Annotated in this window: 20 protein-coding genes; 11 read left to right on the forward strand and 9 right to left on the reverse strand. The window is 66.0% G+C overall.

What is annotated here, in order from left to right:
- Window positions 1–51 precede the first annotated feature (51 nt).
- Window positions 52–732 (reverse strand): arylesterase, encoded by a 681-nt coding sequence (locus GOQ09_RS11635; RefSeq protein ID WP_165442079.1) that lies wholly within the window; start codon window positions 730–732, stop codon window positions 52–54.
- On the opposite strand from GOQ09_RS11635, the gene GOQ09_RS11640 reads away from it, so the two are divergent.
- From GOQ09_RS11640 to rlmB, 3 genes are read left to right on the forward strand one after another with little or no spacing between them, the layout of a single operon-like run.
- Complete coding sequence (locus GOQ09_RS11640) at window positions 731–1453, forward strand: ABC transporter ATP-binding protein (RefSeq protein WP_126747300.1); 723 nt, start codon at window positions 731–733, stop codon at window positions 1451–1453. The genes GOQ09_RS11635 and GOQ09_RS11640 overlap by 2 nt on opposite strands.
- Window positions 1450–2430 (forward strand): hypothetical protein, encoded by a 981-nt coding sequence (locus GOQ09_RS11645; RefSeq protein ID WP_157613560.1) that lies wholly within the window; start codon window positions 1450–1452, stop codon window positions 2428–2430. Before GOQ09_RS11640 ends, GOQ09_RS11645 begins: the two co-directional genes overlap by 4 nt.
- Window positions 2431–2463: 33 nt before the next feature.
- On the forward strand, window positions 2464–3210 hold the full coding sequence (gene rlmB, locus GOQ09_RS11650) for a 23S rRNA (guanosine(2251)-2'-O)-methyltransferase RlmB (RefSeq protein WP_157613561.1): 747 nt from the start codon (window positions 2464–2466) through the stop codon (window positions 3208–3210).
- Window positions 3211–3250: 40 nt separating this feature from the next.
- On the opposite strand, the gene GOQ09_RS11655 is transcribed toward rlmB, so the two are convergent.
- The 3 genes from GOQ09_RS11655 to GOQ09_RS11660 form a co-directional block, all read right to left on the reverse strand.
- A complete protein-coding gene (locus GOQ09_RS11655; RefSeq protein WP_157613562.1) occupies window positions 3251–4462 on the reverse strand; it encodes an NAD(P)/FAD-dependent oxidoreductase in 1212 nt (403 codons plus the stop codon).
- Between the two features lie 116 nt (window positions 4463–4578).
- Window positions 4579–4749 (reverse strand): SoxR reducing system RseC family protein, encoded by a 171-nt coding sequence (locus tag GOQ09_RS26110; RefSeq protein ID WP_148110631.1) that lies wholly within the window; start codon window positions 4747–4749, stop codon window positions 4579–4581.
- A 121-nt stretch (window positions 4750–4870) separates the two neighbouring features.
- The gene (locus GOQ09_RS11660) at window positions 4871–5458 is read right to left on the reverse strand and encodes a helix-turn-helix domain-containing protein (protein ID WP_157613563.1); all 588 of its coding nucleotides are present in this window, start codon (window positions 5456–5458) and stop codon (window positions 4871–4873) included.
- Between the two features lie 69 nt (window positions 5459–5527).
- On the opposite strand from GOQ09_RS11660, the gene GOQ09_RS11665 reads away from it, so the two are divergent.
- Window positions 5528–6052: a GNAT family N-acetyltransferase gene (locus tag GOQ09_RS11665; protein WP_157613564.1), complete on the forward strand. Its 525-nt coding sequence runs from the start codon at window positions 5528–5530 to the stop codon at window positions 6050–6052.
- On the opposite strand, the gene GOQ09_RS11670 is transcribed toward GOQ09_RS11665, so the two are convergent.
- The 3 genes from GOQ09_RS11670 to GOQ09_RS11680 are packed head-to-tail and all read right to left on the reverse strand — an operon-like array spanning window position 6049 to window position 8231.
- Complete coding sequence (locus tag GOQ09_RS11670) at window positions 6049–7008, reverse strand: aldo/keto reductase (RefSeq protein WP_157613565.1); 960 nt, start codon at window positions 7006–7008, stop codon at window positions 6049–6051. The genes GOQ09_RS11665 and GOQ09_RS11670 overlap by 4 nt on opposite strands.
- 27 nt (window positions 7009–7035) lie before the next feature.
- The gene (locus GOQ09_RS11675; protein WP_207309948.1) at window positions 7036–7644 is read right to left on the reverse strand and encodes a chromate transporter; all 609 of its coding nucleotides are present in this window, start codon (window positions 7642–7644) and stop codon (window positions 7036–7038) included.
- Window positions 7641–8231, reverse strand: coding sequence for a chromate transporter (locus GOQ09_RS11680; RefSeq protein WP_157613566.1), 591 nt, complete (start codon window positions 8229–8231; stop codon window positions 7641–7643). The genes GOQ09_RS11675 and GOQ09_RS11680 overlap by 4 nt, the downstream gene beginning before the upstream one ends.
- Window positions 8232–8311: 80 nt before the next feature.
- Between GOQ09_RS11680 and GOQ09_RS11685 the strand changes: the two genes are divergently transcribed.
- The gene (locus GOQ09_RS11685; protein WP_207309949.1) at window positions 8312–9229 is read left to right on the forward strand and encodes a YihY/virulence factor BrkB family protein; all 918 of its coding nucleotides are present in this window, start codon (window positions 8312–8314) and stop codon (window positions 9227–9229) included.
- Here GOQ09_RS11685 and GOQ09_RS11690 read toward each other — a convergent pair.
- Window positions 9226–9777, reverse strand: a complete 552-nt coding sequence (locus GOQ09_RS11690) for a DUF924 family protein (protein WP_157613567.1) — start codon at window positions 9775–9777, stop codon at window positions 9226–9228. The genes GOQ09_RS11685 and GOQ09_RS11690 overlap by 4 nt on opposite strands.
- A 124-nt stretch (window positions 9778–9901) precedes the next feature.
- On the opposite strand from GOQ09_RS11690, the gene GOQ09_RS11695 reads away from it, so the two are divergent.
- The 6 genes from GOQ09_RS11695 (at window position 9902) to GOQ09_RS11720 (ending at window position 15669) form a co-directional block, all read left to right on the forward strand.
- On the forward strand, window positions 9902–10351 hold the full coding sequence (locus GOQ09_RS11695; RefSeq protein WP_126747310.1) for a CHRD domain-containing protein: 450 nt from the start codon (window positions 9902–9904) through the stop codon (window positions 10349–10351).
- 127 nt (window positions 10352–10478) lie between these two features.
- Window positions 10479–11609 carry a patatin-like phospholipase family protein gene (locus GOQ09_RS11700; RefSeq protein ID WP_431769310.1) on the forward strand — a complete coding sequence of 377 codons (1131 nt, stop codon included), beginning with the start codon at window positions 10479–10481 and terminating at the stop codon, window positions 11607–11609.
- A gap of 87 nt (window positions 11610–11696) precedes the next feature.
- Window positions 11697–12479, forward strand: a complete 783-nt coding sequence (locus GOQ09_RS11705; RefSeq protein ID WP_157613569.1) for a 3-hydroxybutyrate dehydrogenase — start codon at window positions 11697–11699, stop codon at window positions 12477–12479.
- A 126-nt stretch (window positions 12480–12605) separates the two neighbouring features.
- Window positions 12606–13628, forward strand: a complete 1023-nt coding sequence (locus GOQ09_RS11710) for a tripartite tricarboxylate transporter substrate binding protein (protein ID WP_157613570.1) — start codon at window positions 12606–12608, stop codon at window positions 13626–13628.
- A gap of 43 nt (window positions 13629–13671) precedes the next feature.
- Window positions 13672–14145, forward strand: a complete 474-nt coding sequence (locus GOQ09_RS11715; RefSeq protein WP_157613571.1) for a tripartite tricarboxylate transporter TctB family protein — start codon at window positions 13672–13674, stop codon at window positions 14143–14145.
- A gap of 15 nt (window positions 14146–14160) precedes the next feature.
- Window positions 14161–15669 carry a tripartite tricarboxylate transporter permease gene (locus GOQ09_RS11720; RefSeq protein ID WP_157613572.1) on the forward strand — a complete coding sequence of 503 codons (1509 nt, stop codon included), beginning with the start codon at window positions 14161–14163 and terminating at the stop codon, window positions 15667–15669.
- Here GOQ09_RS11720 and GOQ09_RS11725 read toward each other — a convergent pair.
- A complete protein-coding gene (locus GOQ09_RS11725; RefSeq protein WP_431769305.1) occupies window positions 15656–16612 on the reverse strand; it encodes a bifunctional helix-turn-helix transcriptional regulator/GNAT family N-acetyltransferase in 957 nt (318 codons plus the stop codon). The two genes, GOQ09_RS11720 and GOQ09_RS11725, sit on opposite strands and share 14 nt — an antisense overlap.
- Window positions 16613–16746: the final 134 nt, after the last annotated feature.

Raw genomic sequence — 16746 nt, forward strand, 5'->3', positions numbered from 1 at the left:
AAGCCGCTGCAGGCCTTTGGGCATGCAGCGGCTTTTTTGTTTGCGGCCGGCTTACTTGGCGGCAAGCAGCTTGCGCAGTTCCGGCCACACGTTCTCGAGCAACCGGGGCTGCGCCGCGGCCGTGGGATGAATGCGGTCCGCCTGGAAGAGCGCAAGCGCGTCTGGCGCATCGGCCACGCCCTTGAGAAGAAAGGGCACCAGTGCCGCCTTGGTGGCGCTGGCCACCTTGCCGAACACCGCCTCGAAGCGCCGCGTGTAGTCGCCGCCGTAGTTGGGCGGCACCTGGATGCCGACGATCAGCACCTTGGCTCCGGCCGCCTGTGCCGCCCTGGTGATCTGCAGCAGGTTTTCCTCGGTGTTCTGGAGCGGCAGGCCGCGCAGGGCGTCGTTGGCGCCAAGCTCCACCACCACGTGGCTGGGCTTGTGCTGCGCCAGCAACGACGCAAAGCGGGCGCGCCCGCCCGAGCTGGTGTCGCCGCTGATGCTGGCGTTGACCACCGTGGCCGGGATCTTTTGCTCAGCAAGCCGCTTCTCAAGCAGGGGCACCCAGCCTTCGCCGCGCTTCAGGCCGTATTCGGCGCTCAGCGAATCGCCGAGCACCAGAATCACCGGTTTGCGGGGCGCCGCAGCCTGTGCGGTCTGGGCGTGTGCCGTTGCCGATGCCCCTGCAATGCCGGAAGCGGCGGCGGTCAAGATAAAGTCACGTCGATTCAAAACGAAAAGCCTTTCCATGTCCCAACTCCCGTCTGAAGCCATTGTCGCCGTCGAGCACGTGTTCAAGTCCGTTACAGACTCGACCGGTACGCTGGACATTCTGCAGGACATCGATTTCACCCTGGGCGCGCGGGAAACCGCCGCCATCGTGGGGGCTTCGGGCTCCGGCAAGAGTACCTTGCTGTCGATCATCGCAGGGCTGGACACGCCCACGCGCGGCACCGTCAAGCTCGCGGGCGACGACATCTTTGCCATCGACGAAGACGCACGCGCCGCTCTCCGGGCCCAGCGCGTGGGGTTCGTCTTCCAGAGCTTCCAGCTGCTCGGCAACCTGAGCGCACTCGAAAACGTGATGCTGCCGCTGGAGCTGGCCGGCCGCAAGGACGCGCGCAAGGCCGCTACCGAAATGCTCGGACGGGTGGGGCTCGGGCAGCGGCTCGGGCACTATCCCAAGGTACTCTCAGGTGGCGAACAGCAGCGCGTGGCCTTGGCTCGGGCATTTGTGGTTCAGCCGGCCCTGCTGCTGGCCGACGAGCCCACCGGCAGCCTCGACTTTGCGACCGGCGAGCAGGTGATGCGCCTGATGTTCGACCTGAATCGCGAACTCGGCACCACGCTCGTGCTCGTCACGCACGACCGCGGCATTGCGGCCCAGTGCGAGCGCCGCATCACCATCGAAGCCGGGCGCATGGCGCTCAACGAGTCCAAGCCCGTGCTGGTGGCCTCGCTCGAGGCATGATCGTTCCCAGGTTCTGGGCCGAAGGCCGAATCCAGGAGCGGGTGGAGGGCAAGCAGATCACCGTGCGGCGCTACGGCTGGTCCGACGACAGCCCGATTGCCGCGCAGGCGCATGCCGACCAGCGCACGCAGGAAGCCTTCGAGCGCATTGCCCGCGGCGAGCAGCTCGACCGCCGCGAGCGCAAGCTGGCCTACAACGGCGCCCAGGGCGTGCCCATCCGCGAGGAAATCGTCGAGCGGCAAGGCGACACTGTCATTACCCGCAACAGCTACGGCGCGCGATGCCTCAACACGCCCGATGTGCTGTTCGTGGACATCGACTTCGAGGAGCCGCTGCGCGGCAGCGTGTTCGGCTTTGCGCTGGCGCCCGCGCTGATTGCGGGCGTCGTCGGTGGATGGACCGCCAAGACCTGGGTGGGCGGGCTGATCGCGGCCCTCGTGGTCTTCATCGTTGCCTACCGCATCGGCCTCGCCAAGAAGCGCGGCGAGGCCAGCACCAACCCCTCGCCTGAAAAGCGCGCGGCCGAGCGTATCGGCCGCTTCGTGCACCAAAACCCGGACTGGCACCTGCGCCTCTACCGCACCCCGGCCGGCTTTCGCGTGCTGGCGATGCACGACGTCTTCAGCCCGGCCGACCCGGCGGTGGCGGAATGCTTCGAGGCGCTGGGCGTCGACAAGACCTATGCGCGCATGTGCCGCAACCAGAACTGCTTTCGCGCCCGGCTGAGCGCCAAGCCCTGGCGCATCGGCATCGGCGAACACATGCGGCCGCAGCCGGGCGTCTGGCCCGTGTCGCCCGAGAAGCTGCCGGTGCGCGACGCCTGGGTGGCGCGCTACGAAAAAGCCGCTGAAAGCCATGCCGCATGCCAGTACCTGGAAAGCGCCGGCAACTGCGGCCGGGTGCATCCGAACGCGCTGGCCGTGCAGGAACTGCACGACGAAAAAGCCGGGGCGCACAGCGGTTTGCCGATTGCCTGAAAGGCAGGGCGCGCCGCCCTCGATAATCGAGGGATGTCTTCCCCTAAAGTGATCTTCGGCTTCCATGCCGTGGGCGTGCGCATCAAGACCGCGCCCAAATCGGTGCTCGAAGTGATGTTCGACACCAGCCGGCGCGATGCGCGCATGAAACAGTTCATTGCGCGCGCGCAGGAAGCCGGCGTGCGGCTGGTCGAGGCGGACGGCCTGCGCCTCGCCAAGCTCAGCGGCAGCCACGGCCACCAGGGCGTGGTGGCGCGGGTCGAGCCCGTTGCGCAGGTCCGCTCGCTCGACGAACTGCTCGAGGGCCTCGAAGAAGCCGGCACCGTGCCCCTTCTGCTGGTGCTCGACGGGGTGACCGACCCGCACAACCTGGGCGCCTGCCTTCGCGTGGCCGACGGCGCCGGGGCGCATGCGGTCATCGCGCCCAAGGACCATGCGGCGGGCATCAACGCCACTGTGGCCAAGGTGGCGAGCGGCGCTGCCGAAACCGTGCCGTACTTCATGGTGACCAACCTGGCGCGCACGCTGAACGAGCTCAAGGAACGCAACATCTGGTGCGTGGGCACCAGCGACGATGCGCCCGGCACCCTCTACCAGAGCGACTTGAAGCGCCCGCTGGCACTGGTGCTCGGCGCCGAAGGCGAGGGCATGCGCCAACTCACCCGCAAGACCTGCGACGAGCTCGTGAGCATTCCGATGGCCGGAGCGGTCGAAAGCCTGAACGTCTCGGTGGCAAGCGGCGTGTGCCTGTACGAGGCGATGCGCCAGCGCAGCGCCTGACGCCGATTACTTGCGCCAGCGTGGCCTGCTGGCGCGCTAGCTAGTTCCTGCCCAATGGGCTGGCCTTGCGATGAAAGTACACCAGCTCCGCCACTCGCCGCAGCTGCGGCGTACCGAGCAGGCGATTGAACATCCAGTCGCTCTGGAAGTGATCGAAAGCCCAGCGCATCGCTCGCTTGAGCCTAAACCTCGGATAGCTGCGCACGAACCAGCCGGCTGGGTCTTGCGCCTTGCCTCGAACAAACTGCGCGATGGCTTCGCCGGCACGTTCCCCGTGCTGCAGTGCCGTGTGAATGCCGCCGGCCGTCACCGGCGACACCATGCCGGCCGCATCGCCCACCAGCAGCGCTCGCTCGCGGGCGACCACGGGCAGCACGCCGCCGCAGGGGATCATCCCGGCGCGAATCGCCACGGGTGGCGCGTCGCCGGGCGACACGACCGAGGCGATCTTTCGCAGCAGTGGATCGAGCCGGAGCGCCGCCGCGTCCTGCATGCCCATGCGGCGCGCGAGCCCGATCTGGCTCACGCCGAACCCGTCGAGCGCCCATCCGATGTAGCCCGGCGCCAGCCGGCGGTCGACGAAGCAGTGCAGAAAACCAGGCGCCATGCTCGCGCCTCGGTATTCGTGCTCGACGCCATAGAGAAAGCGCGTGTTGCGCGACAGGCCGAGGGCCTTGGCAACGCGCGAGTGCGGCCCGTCGGCCCCCACGATGTAACGGGCTGAAATGCAGGTGCCCTGGCCAGGGCTGTGGGCCAGCGGGATCTCCCAGCGGTCGTTCATCCAGAGCGCCTGCTCGAACAGCGTGCCAAGACGCACGTCGACGCCGCTGGCACGGGCCGAGTCGACCATCCAGTCGAGCAGGGCGGGCGCATCGGTGGCCCAGAACCAGTAGCCCGGCGCATGCAGGTCCACGTGGCGCATATCGGGCGAATAAAGCCGAACGCCATCGATGCGGCGTACCAGCGCGGGCGGCACTTCCGCAAGCCACGGCACCGTATCCACCGCATCCTTCACGATGATGCCGGTGGTGTGCAGCTTGGCGCCGGCGCTGGACTTTTTCTCCAGCACCATCACGCTGAGGCCGGCCAGCGCTGCGGCGCGTGCGCAGGCCAGGCCGGCAAAGCTGGCCCCAACCACGAGCAGGTCGACCTGGGTGGTCGAAACCCGTTCGGCCACCATCAACGAGGCAGGCGTGGCAACAAGGGGAGAGGGGGCGTCGTCGAGACGGGCGAAGGAACTTGAGGCGGACATGGGCGAGCTGACTTGTAGCGATGCGCACCGCGACCTGCGGTGCGCACGCGAAGTTAGCTACGCCATGTGCGCGCGGCGTGAAGCCTGTGTGAAATGAGCGGCAGCCAGCATCGAACTCAGGAAGGGTCCTTGCTGCGTGTGCGCCCCACTGCGCTGAAGATGCCGATGCCCAGGATGATCAGCGCGCCAATGCCGATGTAGAGCGTGGGCACGCCGGCGACCGAGGCGCCCCAGGCGAGGCCACCCAGGAAAATCAGAAACCCGATCATGTAGAGCACAAATGACATGCTTGTTTCCTCGAAACTGTGATGCCTTGCAGTATCTCGGCCGGTGCCGGGGCCAGCACAGGCCTTCGTCGCCAGTCGCTGTGGGAACTTGCCTACTACTTCTAGGCCGGCCAGCGCCGGCTTACGGGGGCGATGCAACCAGCAGGTAGCGGCAGCCAGTGCGGCCAAGAGCCTTGAAAACCAGCGGGCGATCCACGCCAAAATCCAGGCAATCACCCTCGGCCAGTTCGAAACGCTCGTCGCCATAGTCCACCCGCAGCGCGCCTTCGAGCATCCAGAGGCATTGGCGATACGGCTTGCCGCTCCATCGCGGATAGCCGACCTGCGCCGAGCGCGGCAATTCGATCTCCACCATCTCCACGCCGCCGTTCGCACCGCGCTCAAAAATTTGCCGGCGCAAATAGCCGGCCTCGGGGTCGCGCCATACCTCCTGCTCAGCCCGGGTGCGCAGCCGGCGCGCCGAGCCCTTGTCTTCGGTCAGCAACTGCGCAAGCGGCACGCCCAGTCCGGCGGCAAGCCGGCCCAGCAACACGGCGGTCGGGCTGCTTTCCGCACGCTCGACTTTCGAGATCATCGCCTTGCTGACGCCCGAAAGCCCGGCCAGCTCCGCAAGGCTCAGCCCCTTGGCTCGGCGCAGCGCATTAAGCCGGTCCGCGATGAGCGAGTCGATGCCGGCGGGTTCATCGGGCGGAGAAGAATTGTTTCTCATATGAGACCATTATTCTCCTATATTAGACAATCTGCCCCACATGTCGCCGCCAGTTCGAAAGGAACCAACATGCGCCTGATTACCTGCACGGAGGAGGCCCACGCGGGCTCCATCCTCGCCATCCTCAACGAAGCCATCGTCAGTTCGACCGCGCTGTACGACTACAAGCCGCGCACGCCCGAGAGCATGGTCGCGTGGTTTGCGACCAAGCGCGCCAACGGGTTTCCGGTGATCGGCGCCGAGGACGAGGAGACCGGCAAGCTGCTGGGCTTTGCGAGTTACGGCGCGTTCAGGGCCTTTCCGGCCTACAAGTACACGGTGGAGCACTCGGTGTACGTCGAGGCCGGGCACCGCGGCGCTGGTCTCGGCCGCACGCTCATGGAGGCGATCGTTGCGGAGGCGGTCGCGCGCGATGTGCATGTGATGGTCGGTGCCATCGATGCGGCGAACGCCGGCAGCATCGGCCTGCACGAACGGCTGGGCTTCGAACATGCCGGCACCGTGCGGCAGGCCGGGTTCAAGTTCGGCCGCTGGCTCGACGTGGCCTTTTATCAGCGGATTCTTTCGACCCCGCTGAATCCGGTCGACGGCTAGCTTTCTTCGCTGGCGCGGTCCAGCATCTGGATGGTGCCGGCATCCAGCTTGAGCTGGGTGGCCACGACCAGTTCCTCCAGCTGCGCAATCGAGGTTGCGCTGGCAATGGGGGCGGTGACCGAAGGCCGTGCAATTTGCCAGGCGATGGCCACCTGGCCCGGCTTGGCGTTGTACTGCTGGGCCACCTTGTCGAGGGCCTCGAGAATGCGCAGGCCGCGCGGGTTCAGGTACTTCTTGGTGGTGTTGGCACCGCGCGCGCTCTTCGACGCGTCGGCTTCGGTGCGGTACTTGCCAGTCAGAAAACCGGCCGCGAGCGCATAGAAGTTGATGACGCCCACCTCGCGCTTCACGCACAGCGGTTCCAGTTCGTCTTCGAACACCGCGCGGTCGTACAGGTTGTAGAGCGGCTGCAGGCTTTCGTAGCGTGCAATGCCGAGCCGTTCGGATATGTCGAGTGCTTCAGCCAGCCGAGGCGCGCTGTAGTTCGAGGCGCCGATGGCGCGCACCTTGCCGGCCTTGATCAGCTCGTCGAAAGCGCCCAGCGAATCCTCCAGCGGCGTGGCGGTATCGTCATCGTGCGCCTGGTACAAGTCGATGAAGTCTGTCTGCAGGCGCTTGAGCGAAGCCTCGACCGCTTCGCGGATGTATGCGGGCGACAGGCCTGACTTGCCTTCGCCCATCGGCTTGCCGACCTTGGTGGCCAGCACCACGCGGTTGCGCTTGCCGCTTTGCTTGAGCCATTTGCCGATGATGGTTTCGGACTCGCCTCCGGTATGGCCCGGCACCCAGCTCGAATACACGTCGGCCGTGTCGATGAAGTTGAAGCCCGCATCGAGCCAGGCGTCGAGCAGGCGGAACGAGGTGGCTTCGTCCACCGTCCAGCCGAACACATTGCCGCCGAAGGCGAGCGGTGAAACCAGGAGGCCCGAGCGGCCCAGCGAGCGAAGTTGCGACATGAGTTTCTTCCCTAAAAAGAGCGAGGATCAGACAAAACCGATGGCACCGAGCAGCGCGCCCGCGCCGAGCAGCCACAGCAGGTGAATGCGCGTGCGCCACACGACAAGCGTTGCCGCCGCGCTCAGCAGCCACAAATGCCAGGCGGGCGCGTCGCCCGAATGGTTGCCCGCCGCGAGCACCCAGCCGGTGGCAATCAACAGGCCCACCACCACCGGCGCCATGCCTTGCTTGAAGGCGCGCACGCCGCGCTTGTCGCGGTTGCGGTGGCCCCAGCGGGTGGCAAGATAGGTGAGGGTGGTGCTCGGCAGCATGATGCCGACCATGGTGACCATGAGCCCCAGGAAGCCGAGCATCCACGCGCTCGGCCCGGCGCCGATGCCGCCGCCCGCGTTGAGGCCGACGTTCCAGCCCATGAGCGCGACAAAGAGCACGTTGGGCCCCGGCGCGGCCTGGGCTATGGCGACCGACGAGCTGAACTGCGCGTCGGTCAGCCAGCCGTGCTGCGCGACAAGGTAGCGGTGCATGTCGGGCACCGTGGTGATCGCGCCGCTGATCGACAGCAGCGACAGCAGCAGGTACTGGCCGAAGAGCGCAAGCCAGTCGTGCCATTGCATCACGATCGTTATATGGCTCATGGCGCAATCCTCCGCCACGTCCAGGCGCAAGCCACGCCGCCCACGGCCAGCAGCACCCAGCCGAGCGGGATTTTCAGTACCGCGATGGCGCCGAACACCAGTGCCACGAACACCAGGCAGGCGGCAAAGCCCAGCGGGTGCTTGCGCAGTTGCGGAATCAGCTTGATGCCGGTAGCGGCAATCAGGCCGCCCGACACCGCCCCCATGCCGCGGAGCGCGCCCGCCACCTGCGGGTTGCCGGCGTAGTGGGCGTACAGCACGGCCAGCATCAGAATGACGACGAGCGGTATTGCGAGCATGCCGGCCACGGCGGCTATGGCACCGCGCAGTCCGAAATAGCGGTCGCCGATCATCAGCGCGAGGTTGACCACGTTCGGGCCCGGCATCACCTGGGCCACGGCCCAATCCTCCAGAAACTGCTCGGGCGTGAGCCAGCGCTTTTTCTCGACCATTTCGCGCTGCACGATGGCCAGCACGCCGCCGAATCCCTGCAGCGCAAGCCAGGTGAATGAAACAAAAAGGTCGCGTGGCGACTTCGGTTGCGGAGGGGCGGATGGCGCCGCCGCGTCTGAGGGAGACGGATGCATGTGGAGCGATTATCGTAGCCCTACCTGCAACACGCCGGGCACCGGGCTGACATGCCCTGTGTCATTCAAAGGGAGACTTCATGCTCATGCAAATGCGCGCGCTTTTCGATCTGTGCAAAGAGGCCGTGGCCTCATGGTCGAACGACTATGCCCCCAGCATGGGCGCCGCGCTGGCCTACTACACGGTGTTCTCGATTGCGCCGCTGCTGCTGATTGTGATTGCCGTGGCGGGCCTGGTGTTCGGGCAGGAGGCCGCGCGAGGCGAAATCTTCCTGCAGCTTTCGGGCCTCATGGGCGAGCAGGGCGCGGCCGCGGTGCAGAGCATGCTGCAGGCGGTCAACAAGCCGGCCGAAGGCATCGTGGCCACGGTGGCCGGCATCGGCCTGCTGGTGATCGGCGCGACCACCGTCTTCGGCGAACTTCAAGATGCGCTCGACCGCATCTGGCGTGCACCGGCCCGTGCGAAGAACAAGGGGCTCTTCAACTTGCTGCGCGTGCGGCTCTTGTCGTTCAGCATGATCATGGGCATCGGCTTTCTGCTCATGGTGTCGCTGGTGGCGAGCGCGGCGCTTGCCGCGCTCAGCAAGTGGTGGTCGCCGGTGTTCGGCGCCTGGGCGACGCTGGCGCAAGCGGTCAACTTCGTCTTCAGCTTTGCAATGGTGACGGTGATCTTCGCGATGATCTACAAGATCATGCCGCGCGCCAAGGTCCAATGGCGCGACGTGTGGGTGGGCGCCGCGGTCACGGCGCTGCTCTTCACCGTCGGCAAGCATCTCATCGGCCTGTACATCGGCAAGAGCAGCGTGGCCTCCGGCTATGGCGCCGCGGGCTCGCTGGTGGTGGTGCTGGTGTGGGTGTACTACTCGGCGCAGATTTTTCTTCTGGGCGCCGAGTTCACCTGGGTGTATGCCAAAACCTACGGCTCGCTCAAGAATGCCAGGGACAGCGCCAGCCAGAATCCTTCGCCCACCCGTTCGGAGCCGCTGCCCCAGCGCTAGCCGGCAAAGCCGCCTTCGTCGAGAAAGCGCTGTTCCTCGGCGCTGCTGGTGCGGCCGAGCAGCTTGTTGCGGTGCGGAAAGCGGCCGAAGCGCGCAATGATGTCGCGGTGCAATACCGCAAAGCGCTGCGTGTTGGCATCGAGCGCCGCGTTGAGCTCGACCGAACGCTCCTGGTCGGCCAGCGATTCGGAGTGCATGAAGGGCAGGTAGAAAAAGCGGCGCAACTCTTCGTCCACCTTCAGATCGAGGCCTGCCTCGATTGCCTTGCGGGCCACGGCCAGCGCCTTGGCATCGGTCGCAAGCATGCGCGCGTTGCCGCGCCAGGTGTTGCGCGGGAACTGGTCGAGCAGCACCATCAGCGCGAGCGCGCCCTCGGGCTCGTTCGACCAATGGTCCAGTTCGCCAAGGGCCGCCGCTTCATGGGCGGCAAGAAAGCGCCCGCCGAACTCGGCATCGAAGGCATCGTTCTTGGCAAACCATCGGTCGGGTCCGGCGCTGCGCCAGAAGTCGACCACGTCGTGGGCGGTGGGAAGGTCGGCAGGGTTCATCGCCGCATTCTCTTTCAGGTTGGGGCGCTGCGCCGGGGCCCTGAAAGTCGCGGTGGTGGCCGACATCGGGACGGGCCGGCGCTGCCTATGCTGAAGCGGTTTCATAACTCAGGAGATAAAGCTCATGAACCGATATGGCACCCTTTTGCGCGCAACCCTCATCGCCGGCGTAGCCAGCGCTGCGCTGGCCGGCTGCGGGATGATGTCGAAGTCGAACGTCGCGAGCTTCAGCGGCACCATGAACGCCGCCAGCGAAGTGCCGCCCAACATGACGCGCGGCAGCGGCCTGGCGGAAGCCTGGCTCAACAGGGACACGAACGTCCTGAAATACAAGATCACCTACAGCGGCCTCAGCGGTCCGGCAACCGCTGGCCACTTCCACGGACCTGCGGCAGCGGGTGCCAACGCCGGCGTGGTGCTGCCCTTCGCCCGGACGGAGAGCCCGATCGAAGGCCAGGCCACGCTCACCCCTGCACAGGCGGCCGACCTGCTTGCCGGCAAGTGGTACGCCAACATCCACACGGCCGCCAACCCGGCGGGCGAGATCCGGGGACAGATGCTGCCCAAGATGTAAGGGGTGGCGGTCAGCTTGCCGCCATGGGGCTGGTGTCAAATGACACCATATGACGACGACGAAGCCCCAGAGATCCCGCGCGGCAAGCAAGAAGACCCTGAGCCCGTTCGCAGTGCCTCGCGAAGACATGCGCTCCGCGCGCAAGGCGCTGGTGCTGCAGGGCGGAGGCGCCCTCGGCGCCTACCAGGCCGGCGTGTATGCCGCGCTCAGTGAAACGGACTTGCAGCCGCACTGGATTGCCGGCGTCTCGATCGGCGCGATCAACGCCGCATTGATTGCGGGCAATGCGCCCGACAAGCGGGTCGACCGGCTGCGGGAGTTCTGGCACCTCGTGTCTTCCGGGCCGGCGCAGCGTCTGCCGGCATGGCTGGGCGACCGCGCCGCGCAGAACCAGTGGAGCGCTTCCATGGCAATGCTGGTCGGCATTCCAGGTTTCTTCGAACCGCGCTATTCGCCCGCGCTGCTGATGGGCGCCGCGGCACCGCTCCTGAGCTACTACGACACCGCGCCGCTCAAGCTCACGCTCGAGCGTCTGATCGACTTCGACCGCATCAACGCCTGCGAGGCGCGCTTCAGCGTGGGCGCGGTCGACGTGCGCACCGGCAACTCGGTGTACTTCGACAACACGCGCCAGCGCATCGGCCCCGAGCACATCATGGCCAGCGGCGCGCTGCCGCCGGGCTTTGCGCCGGTGACGATCGACGGCGACGACTACTGGGACGGCGGCATCGTCTCGAACACGCCGCTGCAATACGTGCTCGACATTCATCCCCGCTCCGAGCCTCTGGTGGTGCTGCAGGTCGATCTTTTCAATGCACGCGGCGAAATGCCGCGTACGCTGTCGGGCGTGCTGGAGCGGCAGAAGGACATCACCTATTCGAGCCGCACCCGCATGAACACCGATGCACTGGCCGCCAACCTGAACCTGCAGCAGGCCATTGCGGACCTCATCTCCAAGCTGCCCGCCAACTTGCGCAACGACCCTTCGGTGCTTGCGGTGCAGGCCGAGCTCACGCACCACCCGATCGACATCTTTCACCTGATCTACCGGGACAAGCCGTACGAGGCCGAATCGAAGGACTACGAGTTCTCGCGCGCCGCCGTCGAAGAACATTGGGACGCCGGCGCGCGCGACATGCGGCGGACGCTCGCGCATCCCGAAACGCTGCGCAGCGACGCCACGGTGAACGGCGTGACCACCTTTGACCTTGGCGAGCCAGGGGTGGGGCGCATCAAGCGGCCCGGGCTCTCCCGCTGATGCAAGGCGCCGCGGCTCGCGTGCTCGCCTGAATCCTGCAGTTCCGTCTTCTTTCTTTTTCTTCTTTCAACCTCAAGGACGTTCACCATGCAACTCAAGGACAAGGTCGCCTATATCACGGGCTCGGCCAGCGGCATCGGCAAGGAGATTGCCGTTCTGTTTGCGCGCGAAGGCGCCAAGGTCGTCATTGCCGACCTCAACAAGCAAGCGGCCGATGCCACGGCTGCGGAGCTCAACGCCGCGGGCGCACAGGCCATTGGCGTGGCGGTGGACGTGACCAGCGAAGAGCAGGTCAACGCTTCGGTCGAAGAAGCGGCCAAGGCTTTCGGCGGCATCGACATCCTCGTCAGCAATGCCGGCGTGCAGATCGTCCATCCGGTCGATGAGTTCAGCTTTGCGGACTGGAAGAAGATGCTCGCGATTCACCTGGACGGTGCCTTCCTCACCACCAAGGCCTGTCTCAAGCACATGTACGCCCAAGGCCGTGGCGGCAGCGTGATCTACATGGGCTCGGTGCATTCGAAAGAAGCTTCGCTGCTGAAGGCGCCCTACGTCACGGCCAAGCATGGCCTCATCGGGCTGGCCAAGACCGTTGCGAAGGAAGGTGCCAAGCACGGCGTGCGCGCCAACGTGATCTGCCCGGGTTTCGTGCGCACGCCGCTGGTCGAAAAGCAGATTCCCGAGCAGGCGAAGACGCTCGGCATTACCGAAGAGCAGGTCATCAAGAACGTGATGCTCAAGGAGACGGTCGACGGCGAGTTCACCACCACCGAAGACGTCGCCCGGGTGGCGCTGCTGTTCGCCGCTTTTCCGACCAATGCGCTGACCGGGCAATCGCTGGTGGTGAGCCACGGCTGGTTCATGCAGTAACCAAATGACGCCGCTGGGCGCGGCACACGATGGTTCACCCTAATGTCTCCGGCGAGTGAACTGTGCGAAAAATCGCATGGCCATTTCAAACGTCATACCAATGACCTTCGCCAGGAGACAACAACCATGCGTGTCAGTTCGCCCCGTGTCAGTTCCTCCCGTGTGTTTTCGCGCCGCTCCTTCGTTGCCCATGCCGCGGGCGTTGCGGCCGGGCTCGCCATGTTTGCAGCGGCGGCTCCCGCGGCAGCGCAGGCTTATCCGAGCCGCCCGGTCACGCTGATCGTTCCCTGGGGAGCGGGCGGCGGCACCGACGCGACGGCGCGCATCATTGCCAGCCTGCTCGAAAAAGAACTGGGCCAGCCGTTCACCGTGGTGAACCGCACCGGCGGCAACGGCGTGGTGGGCCATTCCGCCATTGCCGCCGCGCCGCCCGACGGCTACACCATCGGCATGGCCACGGTCGAAATCGGCATGATGCATTGGCAGGGGCTCACGCAACTCACAAGCACGTCGTACACCCCCATCGGCCTTGCCAACCTCGACCCGGCCGGCATCCAGGTGCGCGCCGATGCGCCCTACAAGACCGTGGCCGAACTGCTGGCGGCCATCAAGGCCAGCCCCGGCAAGCTGAAGGCCTCCGGCACCGGGCAGGGCGGCATCTGGCATTTGGCTATTGCGGGCCTCTTGCGCGACCAGAAGATCGATCCCGCGGCCGTGCCGTGGGTGCCGAGCAACGGCGCCGCGCCGGGGCTGCAGGACGTGGTGGCCGGTGGCGTCGACATCGCACCGGTCTCGCTGCCCGAGGCGCGCTCGCTCATCGATGCGGGCAAGGTCAAGAGCCTTGCGATCATGAGCGACAAGCCTTCGGCGCTGTACCCCAATGTGCCCACGCTCAAGGCGGCCATCGGAAGCGACTGGTCGATGGCGGCCTGGCGCGGCATCGTTGCGCCCAAGGGCCTTCCGGCCGACGTGCGCGACAAGCTTGCCGGTGCGCTCAAGAAAGTGGTGGCGAGCAAGGAGTACACCGACTTCATGGCTTCGCGCGGCTTTGGAGTGATCTACGCGGGGCCGGATGAATTTGCTGCCTACATGGCCAAGTCCGACGCCGAACTCGGCGCAACCATGAAGGCCGTGGGTATCGTCAAGTGAGCGCCGCGCGGCGTGCATGCGCGCCCGGCGGAGGTGCCGCGCAATGAAGTTCAACGACGCGGTCTTCGGGCTGATCCTGCTGGTGCTCGGCGCGCTGGTGCTGGCCGTGGTGCGCAGCTATCCCGGGATACCGGGCCAGCAGGTCGGGCCGGCGCTTTTCCCGGGGTTGATTGCCATCGGGCTGTGCATCTGCGGCTTCATGCTGCTGGTCAAGGGCTGGCGAGAGCGGCATGCCGCGCCCTGGATGCGGCTTGGCGGCTGGACCGCTTCGCCGCGCCATGTGCTGGCCGCCGCGCTGGTGATTGGCGCGGTGCTGTTCTACATCTTCGCTTCGGAGCGGCTCGGCTTCTTGCCGACCGCGGCGATCTCGCTGCTGGCGCTGATGCTTGCCATGCGCGTGCGGCCGGGCCGCGCGGTGCTGATTGCGCTGATTGCCTCGCTGCTCATCCATGCCGCGTTCTACAAGCTGTTGCGCGTTCCTCTTCCCTGGGGTGTGCTGACACCCATTGCCTGGTAACCGGGGCCTCTTCTCATGTCGGCAGCACTCTTGCAGGCTTTCTCTATGGTCTTCGAGCCCTACACCATCCTCGTGATGGTGCTGGCCTCGCTCTATGGCCTGTTCGTTGGCGCGGTACCGGGGCTGTCGGCCACCATGGCGGTTGCGCTCTTGGTGCCGGTCACTTTTTTCATGCCGCCCATTCCCGCCATCGCGGCCATGGTGACGGCCACCGCCATGGCCATTTTCTCGGGCGACATTCCCGGCTGCCTGCTGCGCATTCCGGGCACGCCCGCATCGGCCGCCTATACCGACGAAGCCTTTGCAATGACGCGCAAGGGCATGGCCGAAACCGCACTCGGCGCGGGCCTGGTGTTCTCCGCCGTCGGCGGGCTTTTCGGCACCGTGGTGCTCATCGTGGCGGCGCCGGCACTGGCCGACTTTGCGCTCAACTTCAGTTCGTTCGAGTACTTCTGGCTGGTGCTGCTGGGCCTCACTTGCGCGGTGTTCATCACGTCGGACCGGCCGCTCAAGGGCATGGTCACGCTGCTGCTCGGCCTGCTGGTGGCGTGCGTGGGGCTTGGCAACCCGGCGGGCTTTCCGCGCTTTACCTTCGGCAATGCCGAGATGACCGGCGGCATCGGCATGATCCCGATGATGATCGGCATGTTCGCCGTTTCGGAGGTGATCCGCTTCGCGGTCGACACGCTGCCGCCGGGCGAGATCGTGGTCGAGAAGGTGGGCCGCGTGCTCTCGGGCCAATGGGCGCTGGCCAAGAAGTACCCGGTGCAGATATTGCGTGGCAGCGTGCTGGGCACTGCGGTGGGCGCACTGCCAGGTGCTGGCGCCGACATTGCGGCATGGATGTCGTACGCCATGAGCAAGAAATTCTCGAAGGAGCCCGAGAAGTTCGGCACGGGCCATGTCGAAGGCATCGTCGAATCGGGTTCGGCCAACAACAGCGCGCTGGCCGGCGCGTGGATTCCGGCGCTGGTGTTCGGCATTCCGGGCGACTCGATCACCGCCATCGTGATCGGCGTGCTCTACATGAAGAACCTCAACCCGGGGCCGACGCTCTTCACCACCAACCCGCAGAACATCTATGCGGTGTTCATGCTGTTCATCATTGCCAACATCATCATGGTTCCGCTGGGCATCCTGTGCATCAAGGTGGCCAAGCGCATCTTGCGGGTGCCGCGCAACGTGCTGATGCCGCTCATCCTGCTGTTCTGCATCGTGGGCTCATTTGCCATCAACAACTCGCTGTTCGACGTGGGCGTGATGCTCGTTGCCGGCATCGTGGCCTACCTGCTCGAGGAAAACGGTTTTCCGATTGCGCCCGCCATTCTGGGCGTGGTGCTCGGCGGCATGCTCGAGGAGAACTTCATCACCTCCATGATCAAGTCCGGCGGCAACCTCGCGGGTTTCGTGTCGCGGCCCATTGCCGCTTCGCTGGCAGCGGTGGTTGTGCTGGTGTGGCTTGCGCCGCTGCTTCGAAAGCTGTGGGTGAGGGGGCGGCGCACTGCTTCATCTACTGCAGCTTGAGCGACCAGGTCTCGCCCACGAGCTGCTGGCCGAAGCCTTCATAGGGCTCGGACTTGTCGAGCTTGAAACCGCGTTTGGCGTAGATGGCGCGGGCGGCCTCCAGGCAGCTGTTGGTCCAGAGCACGATCTTCCGGTAGCCCTTGGTGCGTGCGAAGGCAATGCACTCGTCGGTGAGCCGGGCGCCCAGCCCCAGACCGCGTGCCGAAGGTGCAAGCAGCAGCAGCCGCAGCTGGGCCGTGGTAGGCGATTTGCGCACCACGAAGATCGCACCTGCCCGTTCGCCGTCGAGCTCCGCAATCCAGCACTTCTCCCACGCCGGTTGAAACTTGCGGACGAACTGGGCCACGATTTCCGCAACCAGCGCCTCGAACTCGCTGTTCCAGCCGTACTCGCGCGCATACAGCTCGCCGTGCTGCTGCACCACCCAGCCCATCTCGCCCGGCAATGGGTCGCGTAGAACGATGGTGCGGGTGCGCGCCGCAGGGGCCGCTGCCGGATCGAGCAGGCGTTCGATGCGCGCCATGGCATCGACCACCTGCTGGCGGCCCTGCGGCGGCAGCGGGGAGAGCAGGGCGGCCGCCTCGTCGCGCGACTTTTGTTGCAGCGGCGCAAATGCGGCGTGGCCCGCTTCGGTAAGGCGCAGCACGCTTTGCCGCGCGTCGCGGGCGTGGGGCTGGCGCGTGAGCCAGCCTTCGGCTTCGAAGCGGCGCAAGATGCGGCTCAGGTAGCCGGCGTCCAGCCGCAGGTCGCGGCCGATCTCGCTTGCCACGGGCGTTTGCCGGTGGGCCAGCTCGTACAGCACGCGAACGTCGGTCAGCGACATGTCGCTGCCAAGGTACGGGTCGAGCACGCCGATTCGGCTCGTGTAGAAGCGGTTGAACTGCCGGATCGCCTTGACGGCGGCGGCGTCGGGAGTGGCCAGGGTGCTCGACATGATTGCCATTGTCATATTGATGGTTGACTTTAGCAACCAATTAAAGGCCTTGCGGAGGTCGCGCCAAAGCGGTCGGGCGCGACAGAAGTGATGGAAAACCCTAAAATCATGGGTTGCCCACTGCGGCGCCGAGCCCGCCAAGC

This window comes from Variovorax paradoxus (genome assembly GCF_009755665.1).
Taxonomy (GTDB): Bacteria; Pseudomonadota; Gammaproteobacteria; order Burkholderiales; family Burkholderiaceae_C; genus Variovorax; species Variovorax paradoxus_G.

What these genes read in the sequence shown, in the direction of transcription:
- GOQ09_RS11710 (WP_157613570.1), top strand. Translation starts at nt 12,606, where the DNA reads ATGCGTGTCAGTTCGCCCCGTGTCAGTTCCTCCCGTGTGTTTTCGCGC.
- GOQ09_RS11645 (WP_157613560.1), top strand. Translation starts at nt 1,450, where the DNA reads ATGATCGTTCCCAGGTTCTGGGCCGAAGGCCGAATCCAGGAGCGGGTG.
- GOQ09_RS11700 (WP_431769310.1), top strand. Translation starts at nt 10,479, where the DNA reads ATGCGCTCCGCGCGCAAGGCGCTGGTGCTGCAGGGCGGAGGCGCCCTC.
- GOQ09_RS11665 (WP_157613564.1), top strand. Translation starts at nt 5,528, where the DNA reads ATGCGCCTGATTACCTGCACGGAGGAGGCCCACGCGGGCTCCATCCTC.
- GOQ09_RS26110 (WP_148110631.1), bottom strand. Translation starts at nt 4,749, where the DNA reads ATGTCATTTGTGCTCTACATGATCGGGTTTCTGATTTTCCTGGGTGGC.
- GOQ09_RS11675 (WP_207309948.1), bottom strand. Translation starts at nt 7,644, where the DNA reads ATGAGCCATATAACGATCGTGATGCAATGGCACGACTGGCTTGCGCTC.
- GOQ09_RS11660 (WP_157613563.1), bottom strand. Translation starts at nt 5,458, where the DNA reads ATGAGAAACAATTCTTCTCCGCCCGATGAACCCGCCGGCATCGACTCG.
- GOQ09_RS11680 (WP_157613566.1), bottom strand. Translation starts at nt 8,231, where the DNA reads ATGCATCCGTCTCCCTCAGACGCGGCGGCGCCATCCGCCCCTCCGCAA.
- GOQ09_RS11655 (WP_157613562.1), bottom strand. Translation starts at nt 4,462, where the DNA reads ATGTCCGCCTCAAGTTCCTTCGCCCGTCTCGACGACGCCCCCTCTCCC.
- GOQ09_RS11695 (WP_126747310.1), top strand. Translation starts at nt 9,902, where the DNA reads ATGAACCGATATGGCACCCTTTTGCGCGCAACCCTCATCGCCGGCGTA.
- GOQ09_RS11635 (WP_165442079.1), bottom strand. Translation starts at nt 732, where the DNA reads ATGGAAAGGCTTTTCGTTTTGAATCGACGTGACTTTATCTTGACCGCC.
- GOQ09_RS11725 (WP_431769305.1), bottom strand. Translation starts at nt 16,612, where the DNA reads ATGGCAATCATGTCGAGCACCCTGGCCACTCCCGACGCCGCCGCCGTC.
- GOQ09_RS11705 (WP_157613569.1), top strand. Translation starts at nt 11,697, where the DNA reads ATGCAACTCAAGGACAAGGTCGCCTATATCACGGGCTCGGCCAGCGGC.
- GOQ09_RS11715 (WP_157613571.1), top strand. Translation starts at nt 13,672, where the DNA reads ATGAAGTTCAACGACGCGGTCTTCGGGCTGATCCTGCTGGTGCTCGGC.
- GOQ09_RS11720 (WP_157613572.1), top strand. Translation starts at nt 14,161, where the DNA reads ATGTCGGCAGCACTCTTGCAGGCTTTCTCTATGGTCTTCGAGCCCTAC.
- GOQ09_RS11640 (WP_126747300.1), top strand. Translation starts at nt 731, where the DNA reads ATGTCCCAACTCCCGTCTGAAGCCATTGTCGCCGTCGAGCACGTGTTC.
- GOQ09_RS11690 (WP_157613567.1), bottom strand. Translation starts at nt 9,777, where the DNA reads ATGAACCCTGCCGACCTTCCCACCGCCCACGACGTGGTCGACTTCTGG.
- GOQ09_RS11685 (WP_207309949.1), top strand. Translation starts at nt 8,312, where the DNA reads ATGCTCATGCAAATGCGCGCGCTTTTCGATCTGTGCAAAGAGGCCGTG.
- GOQ09_RS11670 (WP_157613565.1), bottom strand. Translation starts at nt 7,008, where the DNA reads ATGTCGCAACTTCGCTCGCTGGGCCGCTCGGGCCTCCTGGTTTCACCG.
- rlmB (WP_157613561.1), top strand. Translation starts at nt 2,464, where the DNA reads ATGTCTTCCCCTAAAGTGATCTTCGGCTTCCATGCCGTGGGCGTGCGC.